This is a genomic window from Alkalibacterium sp. s-m-28 (assembly GCF_054658175.1).
The window spans coordinates 1-8,777 of record NZ_BAAGIQ010000080.1; the positions used below are offsets into that span (position 1 = coordinate 1).

General features: G+C 43.9%; 7 protein-coding genes. 6 read left to right on the top strand and 1 reads right to left on the bottom strand.

Going from position 1 to position 8,777, the window contains the following annotated elements; all coding sequences use genetic code 11:
• The 3 genes from ACYQ4S_RS09480 to ACYQ4S_RS09490 all read left to right on the top strand — a co-directional run.
• Nucleotides 1-558: transposase (locus ACYQ4S_RS09480; RefSeq protein ID WP_459770797.1), on the top strand; the 558-nt coding region annotated here is incomplete at its 5' end.
• 274 nt (nucleotides 559-832) lie between these two features.
• On the top strand, nucleotides 833-1,318 hold the full coding sequence (locus ACYQ4S_RS09485; RefSeq protein WP_459770799.1) for a hypothetical protein: 486 nt from the start codon (nucleotides 833-835) through the stop codon (nucleotides 1,316-1,318).
• Between the two features lie 427 nt (nucleotides 1,319-1,745).
• Complete coding sequence (locus tag ACYQ4S_RS09490; protein ID WP_459770801.1) at nucleotides 1,746-2,168, top strand: OsmC family protein; 423 nt, start codon at nucleotides 1,746-1,748, stop codon at nucleotides 2,166-2,168.
• Nucleotides 2,169-2,385: 217 nt separating this feature from the next.
• On the opposite strand, the gene ACYQ4S_RS09495 is transcribed toward ACYQ4S_RS09490, so the two are convergent.
• On the bottom strand, nucleotides 2,386-3,279 hold the full coding sequence (locus ACYQ4S_RS09495; protein ID WP_459770803.1) for an SDR family oxidoreductase: 894 nt from the start codon (nucleotides 3,277-3,279) through the stop codon (nucleotides 2,386-2,388).
• A 549-nt stretch (nucleotides 3,280-3,828) separates the two neighbouring features.
• Here ACYQ4S_RS09495 and ACYQ4S_RS09500 point away from each other — a divergent pair.
• The 3 genes from ACYQ4S_RS09500 to ACYQ4S_RS09510 all read left to right on the top strand — a co-directional run bounded on the left by ACYQ4S_RS09500 (nucleotide 3,829) and on the right by ACYQ4S_RS09510 (nucleotide 8,604).
• The gene (locus tag ACYQ4S_RS09500; protein ID WP_459770805.1) at nucleotides 3,829-4,548 is read left to right on the top strand and encodes a SatD family protein; all 720 of its coding nucleotides are present in this window, start codon (nucleotides 3,829-3,831) and stop codon (nucleotides 4,546-4,548) included.
• Nucleotides 4,538-5,566 carry a hypothetical protein gene (locus tag ACYQ4S_RS09505; protein ID WP_459770806.1) on the top strand — a complete coding sequence of 343 codons (1,029 nt, stop codon included), beginning with the start codon at nucleotides 4,538-4,540 and terminating at the stop codon, nucleotides 5,564-5,566. Before ACYQ4S_RS09500 ends, ACYQ4S_RS09505 begins: the two co-directional genes overlap by 11 nt.
• Before the next feature lie 146 nt (nucleotides 5,567-5,712).
• Complete coding sequence (locus tag ACYQ4S_RS09510) at nucleotides 5,713-8,604, top strand: insulinase family protein (RefSeq protein ID WP_459770808.1); 2,892 nt, start codon at nucleotides 5,713-5,715, stop codon at nucleotides 8,602-8,604.
• Nucleotides 8,605-8,777: the final 173 nt, after the last annotated feature.

Consider the following 8,777-nt stretch of genomic DNA (forward strand, 5'->3'; position numbering starts at 1 on the left):
CAAGCGGAACGAGCTGAATATTTAATGGCGGATCGTGGGTATGATGGGAAACCATTGATTGATAAAATTGAACGACGTTCAATTACTGCAATTATTGATAATCGTCATATGTGGAAAGATGGCGAACTCACTCGTCAATATAAAGAAACAGATTTAATCTATGATGAAGATGGCCGTGTATTTTTTATTGATGATTGTGGAAAGTCTATTCCTTTGATTTATGAAGGCTACGACAGCTCAACAGATAGCTTACAATATAAATTTCATCCGAAGTATAGTGATTGCCGAATTTTCCGAATTAAACGTTCTGAAGATGTTCGAATTTTCCCAAAAGTGGCTCGGACGAGTTATAAATTTAAACGGTTGTATAAAAAACGTACAGCAGTTGAACGCGTAAATAGTCGTTTAGATCGAGATTTTCTTTTTGAAGACCATACAATTCGAGGATTGGATAAAATGAATCTATATGTTTCGATTTCTTTCATCGTTAGTTTGGCTTTTGCGTCAGCTAAAGTAAAAGAGAATATCGTCGAACATTTAGCGAGTTGGGTTGCTTAATTAAATTTTTTGATGATTTAAAGACCAAGGGGTCTTTATGCCCAAAAATAGTATTATTAAAAAAGTTATTCCAAATTACGTTTAAAAAATGAGCAATAACTTAAAAAATCTTGATTATTTTTCGCTGTATGAGTAAGTTATTTCAAAATCAGTGGAAAAAGCGAGTTTCGAAAATCATTTATCCTCTCTCTGCCCTATAATTAGTAAGCGTTTTATGGTATACTAGTTTTTGTGTGAAACATAAATACGATAAATTTAGACGGAGGCTTTTAACATGAGCGTAATTACTGATAATTTTAAACACCTGGCACAGGAGAAAAAGATTCAATTTAAAACAAAGGACATCGAAGCACCTATTCGTAAAAAAGATGGCGAAGAAGTCAAGCAGCAGCAAATCGTTTTCCAGACTGCTTTACGTGTGAACCAAAATAAAGCGGTGGCTTGTGGCGTAATCATCCATGATGCTGATGTACCTCGTGTAAACTACCAGATCACTTACAATAAAATCGGATACGTGACAGACCGTAACCGCCTGCCTGAAATTGTGACTGAACTGAACGAAATCAATGCGATGCGTTCTGGTTACTACCGTTTCGTTATCTCAGGAGATGGTGAGATCATCATGCGTCATCTGGGCATCACAGGTGAAGATGTAAAACCGATGATGGACGTCTTCGTATTTGGTGGACGCATCCTGAACGCTTTACTTCCAGAACTGGAAAAAATCGAAGGACTAGATTTAACTCAACGTAAAAACTAAGAAAAGCTTCACGTACCGGTCAGCCTCGACAAGAAAATACCTTAGTATCTGTTCGAGCTTTAGCTCTTACAGATATACTTGAGATCGCCGGAGCGATAGCGAGTAGACCTTACAAGTTGTAGTGCTTTAGCACGTACAACTATTGTTGAGATCGACCGAGCGATAGCGAGTAGAGGAAATGTACCCCGAATTGCTGTGACTCTAGCATTTCAATGCGTAGAGTCAGAGTATGCGTCAGAAGAGCATCCTGCGCAATGGGTACATTTATCTTTTTCTCGAGAGGCTGGTACGTCCTTACAAGTTGTAGTGCTTCAGCACGTACAACTATTGTTGTGATCGACCGACCAACGGGAGTAGTTAAGCTAGACAGTACAAAATGCATTACAAAACGTATACTTTAGTAAAAACTAAGAAACGAGGGACTATAGTGGATAAGTATTTATTCGAAGCAACTGTTCATAACACAGACGGCGTCGAAGGCACTGCTTTTGTCGAAGGTGAAGGCGGCTTATCCGTGACTACTTCTCATCCATTAGACGACTCTTCCGGTACGAATCCGGAAGAGTTATTTGGTCTGGCGATGACGACCTGTCTGAATGCGACGATCGAATCGCTATTAAGTGCCCGAGGAATGGACAACAAGAGTAAGGTGACGGCCAAAGTCCAGCTCATAAGGGAAGCGAGTGGGGTAGGGTATTATTTCCAGGTCTATCTTTTCGCTTCGATCGAAGGACTCGATATGGAAAAAGCTGAAACCCTTGTCCGCTCTGCCGAAAAACGCTGCCCGGTATCTAAACTGACCCAAGGCTCTAAAACGATAGAGATTCAAACCGTACCTTATGATGGATAACAGGATAGAATGGAAACAGTTCTGGTAATGGTGAGTATGTTACTAGAGCTGTTTTTTGCTTTTAGAGGTTATTAGAAATAAAAAATGTTACTTACTTTTCAATTTTTCAACCCAAAAAAGGCGAACAATCGAAATCAACCAAATTAAGTTTATCATATCAATAAAACAGCTGCCGGGACCTGATCAGTCTCAGCAGCTGTTTATCATTTTAAGTCTTTTACAAATCGATCGGCTGACCGCCGGTAACACCGTAAATCTGTCCCGTAATAAAGCTGGCGTCGTCTGAAGCAAGCAGAACATAGACTGGAGCCAGTTCTACAGGCTGAGCAGCACGTCCAAGTGGTGTGCTTTGTCCGAAATCCGGGATGTCTCCATCAAGTTTTCCGTTATCCAGCTGAAGTGGTGTCCAGATTGGTCCTGGCGCCACACCGTTGACCCGAATCCCTTTAGGTGCAAAGTAGTCAGATAAAGCTAGTGTAAAGTTACTGACGGCACCCTTCGTCGCTGCGTAGTCCAATAGACTGGTACTAGGGGAGAAGGACTGAACTGAAGTCGTCGTGATGATCGCACTTCCTGGTTCCAAATACTTCTCGGCAGCTTTTACTGTTTCGTAGTAGCTTATGATATTGACTTTAAATGTATCATTAACCTGCTTCATTGACAGGTCTTCAAGACTAGGCTGTGCAATCTGCTGAGCAGCGTTCATGACAAGGAGATCCAACGCGCCGAATGCTTCAGCAGTTTTCTCTACAATCTCACTTCCTGATCCGTCTTCTCTTAAATCATAGGGAAGCAGGAGTGCTTTCCTTCCTTCTTTTTCAATTAGATCTTTAACTTCATTCGCATCGCTTTCTTCTCCTGGTAAGAACTGAATGGCTACGTTCGCGCCTTCTCGGGCAAAGGCAATTGCCGCTGCTCGTCCGATACCGGAATCTCCACCAGTAACCAGGGCATTACGTCCTTCCAGTCGGTTGTGTCCTTTATACGATTCTTCACCTGAATCAGGCTGAGGGGCCATTTTGCTCTGCAGTGCCGGTGTGTCCTGTTCCTGATCGGGGAATTTCTGATTATAGAATTTTGTCCGTGGATCTGTTAACTTCCGTTCTGACATTAAAGATCGACTCCTCTTACTATATTTTCCGAAAAGCTGTACTCTCGGATAAACAAATTATAGCAACCCTTTAAAAGTGAATCTAACATTAGCGCTTGAGATGCTCTAAAGATTATAAAGAGACATCGCTTTGGCGATGTTTACCTTATTGAATTGAAGAGGAAGATACATGGATCAGTAATTGAGCCTTTTTAAGTAAGTATGCTGGTTTTATTACCCAGGAAGCTTACTCATTTCAGTGGGTAGTAAATCAGGTATTATTGCCCACTCACAGCCTTTGTGCGTTTGGGTGGGTAATAATCTGTGAATCATAGCCCACTCAAACGCATTTACTCTTTGAGTAGACATTAATACAGTAATTAGTTACCACCCAACGCAATGTCAGACAGTCAGTGGAACAAGGTGAGCTGGTTATTGATTGATAAACTATAAAATCAGCAAAAGGAGTATTAAATTAATGTAAAAATCAACTAAATATCGTTTAAACTTGATAATCAACTAAAAAAAGGTTATACTTCGCAGTAACATGAATCGAACAGGAGGAGCAAGATGAGTGAAACAATAAAAATCGCCCTGATTTCAGATATTATCGCGTCCAGAAAGATGAAGGAAAGGGAACAGATACAGGAGATCCTGACCTCGATCCTGAATGATATCAATATACGCTTTAAAGGAGCCATTGAATCAAACTTGACTATCACTTTAGGAGATGAATTCCAGGGCATCGTGAATTCTGCGGAAGCAGCATTTCTGATTATCGATCTCATCTCTCTCCGTTTCCAGACTCGAACTAAAGATGAGATAGGAGTAGAAGTCACATTGAGATGGGGGATAGGCATCGGCCGGTTGAGCACGCCGATAAAGAATCGCAAGGTCAGCATCGGGACAGACGGCCCGGCTTACTGGCACGCTAGAGAAGCGATCGAGTCGGTTCACCAGTACAATGACTATGGCCAGCTGAATGAAAAGCTCGCATCTGATCAGCCGGAAATAGACTTTTTGAACAGCATCATCCGTCTCCAAAATGTGATTAAAAATGACTGGACGATGTCACAGAAACAGACGGCTCTAATCATTTTGAACGAAGCAGGCTACGAGGAGTTTACCAATCAGGCCATAAAAAAAGCGATGTCAAATCAGCTAGGTCAGGCTGTCAGTGAGCAGACTGTGAGCAAACGGATCATATCCACCCATATCAAGCAGTATGCCCATTCGAGAAAGCTGGTTGCCGAGAAGATTGAAGACTGGAGGCAAAGCCATGATCATTGAAAGTCTCATTGCCCACCTGATCGGGTATTTCTACTTTACAAAGTATCCGACATTTCTGGCGCATTCAAAAAATGAAGAAGGGCATTCCCAGTATTCCTGGGGCATCTTCTTTACAAGTCTGGTAGTTTTCGGACTGATTGATGACATTGGCGATTACCTGCCGTGGCTTTCCATCAGCATCGGACTAGTTCTGGGCCATGCTTTGTTCAAGCACTACATCATGCAGGCCATCGATTTATTCATGAGCAGCACGATCCAGTATAATGCCTCCCATGCGCTCCAGACTTTTTATAGAAAAAACGGACAGATCATTGCCTTTGCCTTGCATCAGATGCTCTTTATCTTCTGGATACTGGGGCTGAACCAGTTTCTTTATGAGTTGTCGGAGCCGTCCATTCAGCTGTTCTTCATCATTATTGCCAGCGGGATTCTGCTTTTAAAAAGCCAGGTATCCGTTCAGTGGATCCAGACGCATAAGAAGACGATCGGTCAGACTCTGGCATCCTATGTCGTTCTCAGTGCAATTGTGCTGTTCATCAGTCAGCTCATCTTGTCCGTGCTGTCTCCGCTGCAGCTTAACCCAGTCCGGTTCATGATGACTGGAGAGCTGACGTACCCATATATTCTATTTATCCGGTTCGTATTAATTCTGCTGCTCCTGATGCGGCCGGCCAATCTGCTGATCCGGACTTTAAGCGTTCAGTATGATCCGAAAGGAACCAGAAAGACACTGGTCGAAGAAACCACTGAAACCGACCGTACACCTGAAAAAGGAGAGTCCGGATTTAAAGGGGCAGGCGCAATGATAGGGAACCTGGAACGCATCCTGATCTTTCTGTCTTTCCTGAATGGTAGTCTACTGTCAATTGTAGCCATTCTGTCCATTAAAGCATTTGCCCGCTACAAGCTCATTGCGGACGATCCGTACTTTTCTGAATATTTTGTTATAGGGACGATGCTGAGTGTCCTGATTACCTTCTTGAGCTACCTGATCCTGATCGGTTTGTCGGCCTTTTAGGTCGAATGAGCTAATATGCTACAAAGGAACGACAAGCTCGATATAGAATAACTGTAATTATTTTATCCTATCTGTATAGGAAATTCTTAACGGATAAGGTACAATGAAGTTGCATGAAAAAATAATGTGAAATAGAGGAGAATTGTATGACATTTAATAAAATCGAAACACAGGATCTACCTGATATCCAGTCCGTCGGTTCACTGTATGAACACGATGAAACTGGGGCACAGGTCCTGCACATAGACAATGTTGATCAGAACAAGGCCTTCACCATCGCCTTCAAGACCCCTCCATACAACGATAACGGGATCGCTCATATCCTTGAGCACTCAGTATTGAACGGGTCGGAAAAATACCCGTCCAAAGAGCCTTTTGTGGAACTGATCAAGGGGTCACTGAACACCTTCGTCAATGCCATGACGTTCTCGGACAAGACGATCTACCCAGTAGCCTCTACGAATGAAAAAGACTTTATGCATCTGGTGGGAGTGTACCTGGATGCCGTATTCAGTCCCAAACTGTATACTGACCCGCAGATTCTTGAGCAGGAAGGCTGGCACTATCATCTGGAAAACATTGAGGATGACCTGATCTACAAAGGAGTCGTCTACAATGAGATGAAAGGGGCGACCGCTTCTCCGGAAGGGCAGCTCTATGATCATCTATCAAACAAACTGTACCCAGGAACAACGTATCAGTACAATTCAGGCGGCTTGCCAAAAGCGATTCCCAGCCTGACTCAGGAAGAGTTCGTCGATTTCCATACCAAGTACTATCATCCGACAAATTCACTGACGATCGTCTACGGTGACGCTGATCTGTCCACTGTGTTCGATGCGCTGGATGAGTATTTTTCTGGAAAAGGCAAAGGAGATGCAGTCGATCTGACACTGACTGTTGCTGAACCGGAAGCGAAAGTATTTGAGGAAACGTACTCGATCACTGATGGTGATGATCCAGAAGGAAAAGACTATCTGGCTTTAGGCTGGCATGTGCTGGAACCTGAAGATGCACTGGACAATTACGGCATGAAAGTCCTGGAGGAAATCCTCTTCGGACACAGTCAGGCACCCCTTCAAAAAGCACTTTTGGATGCTGAGATCGGTGGAGACATCGAAAGTGATGTAGCAGATATCGGGTATCCGACAGCCTTCATCATTTCTGCCAAATATGCAGACAGCAAGAATCTTGACCGATTCAAGGAAGTGACCGAGAGTACGCTTAAAGATATCGTCGACAAGGGACTGGACCAGGCGATCGTAAAGGCAGCTTTGAACAAGATCACCTTCCAGACAAAAGAAGCCGTTATTTCCGAGGACAACCCGCGTGGCGTCATTTATGCGATCAATGCCTTAAGCACCTGGCTGTATGACCATTCGCCTTATGACCGCCTGCAGTTCTCCAAATACCTTGAAGAACTGGCAGAGCTTGCAGAAGACGGATACTTTGAACAGCTGATCGAACGCAAACTTCTGAACAATTCACACCGTGTTGAACTGATTCTTAAAGCTGAACCAGGTAAGAGCGACAAACTGGAAGCACAGACGCTGGAAAGTCTCCAGGAATACAAGGCCGGACTGTCTGAGGAAGAACTGCAGGCAATCGTTGACAAGACGCAGCAGCTGATCGAACGTCAGGAAACACCGGACAGACCAGAAGACCTGGATAAGATTCCAACGCTGACACGAGAAGATCTGACAACGGACGAACCGGACTATCCTCTGGCCATCGATTCATTGTTTGACGGAACGGAATTCTATTATTCCGAGCAGTTCACGTCAGGCATCGATTATGTCAGTCTCTACTTTGACATCAGTGACTTTTCTGCAGATGACTATGCTGCTTTGAGTCTTCTGAGTGATTTACTTGGTGAACTGGACACCGATAAGTACGATGCAGCTGCCCTTCAGACGGAAATGGATACCCACACCGGTGGCATCACCGGAACCGTCACGATATATGAAGATCAGGAAGGCAAGCTCACCCCTTACTTCGTCTTGAGCGGTAAGGCACTGAGTGAACAGCTGACAGAACTCGTTGATCTGATGAAAGAGATCATGACGACTACTCGCTTCGATAATCAGAGCGAGATTCTGAAACAGATCCAGAGTTATATTTCTGATTTTGAGAACCGTGTAAACTTCAGAGCCCATGTCATTGCGGCAAACCGTGCCTTGAGCCAAGTGAAGCCTCTATCTAAGTTGGGTGAACACTTGAACGGCATCGATCAGTTCAATTACTTGAAAGCGACACGTGATGAGCTTAAATCAGAAAATGAGTCTAGCCTGAGCACTGACCTATTAGCCTTACTGGACAAGCTACTAAACAAACGTCGTCTGAATGCCCTATATATTGGAGACAAAGAACAGAGTGTTAAAGTCAAAGAGGCACTGAAAGACGCCTTTGCAGACTTGGAGGACAGTCCTCTAGGGGCAGCGGTCAGCCATGAAGCAGGTAAGAAGCAGAATGAAGCGTTTGTGACCGCACAGGACGTCAACTATGTCGCAGTTGCTGCGGACGCAACGGACCACCTGGAATTTAACGGAGCAACTCAGCTTCTGTCTACTATCTTCAGATATGACTACTTGTGGAACACGATCCGAGTAAAAGGCGGCGCGTACGGCTCGCTTTATATGCATCGCCGAAACGGCAATGTTGCGCTAGCTTCCTACCGGGATCCGAACATCACTAAGACATTGGAAACCTACGCCGGTCTGCCTGATTTCGTCAAGTCGATCGATCTGTCGGAATCTGAACTGCTGAAGTACATCATCGGGACGCTCAGTCCACTGGAACAGCCTAAATCAGCCCGTAATAAAGGGATGACGGCCTTCTCCAGATACAAACAAGGATTGACCAGTGAAGACATCCGACGTCTGAAAGCAGAGATTCTATCTGCAGACGCTCAGTCATTAAATGATCTGGCTGACGCGTATCAGGTGGTGCTTGAGAACCGCTCTGTGGCAGTCATCGGGAACAAGACTCAAATCGATAAGGAAAAAGACCTGTTCGACGCAGTCTATGAACTGTACTAAATCACTTTTAGGGAATGGGCCTATGGAAATAGGTCCTTTTTCATTATAGAATAGGAAAGTATAAAGTTTTACCCGCTAGAAAGCCTATCACCTCAAACGTTAATCACTATCACTTGATTTGAAAAGAGAGGGGATTTAAAGGTACACTATACGTATGGTAGAGAAAAGCATTC

Bases quoted from the DNA above. Each gene is read 5' to 3' on its own strand.
- ACYQ4S_RS09485 (WP_459770799.1), top strand. From the start codon at position 833: ATGAGCGTAATTACTGATAATTTTAAACACCTGGCACAGGAGAAAAAG.
- ACYQ4S_RS09495 (WP_459770803.1), bottom strand. From the start codon at position 3,279: ATGTCAGAACGGAAGTTAACAGATCCACGGACAAAATTCTATAATCAG.
- ACYQ4S_RS09500 (WP_459770805.1), top strand. From the start codon at position 3,829: ATGAGTGAAACAATAAAAATCGCCCTGATTTCAGATATTATCGCGTCC.
- ACYQ4S_RS09505 (WP_459770806.1), top strand. From the start codon at position 4,538: ATGATCATTGAAAGTCTCATTGCCCACCTGATCGGGTATTTCTACTTT.
- ACYQ4S_RS09510 (WP_459770808.1), top strand. From the start codon at position 5,713: ATGACATTTAATAAAATCGAAACACAGGATCTACCTGATATCCAGTCC.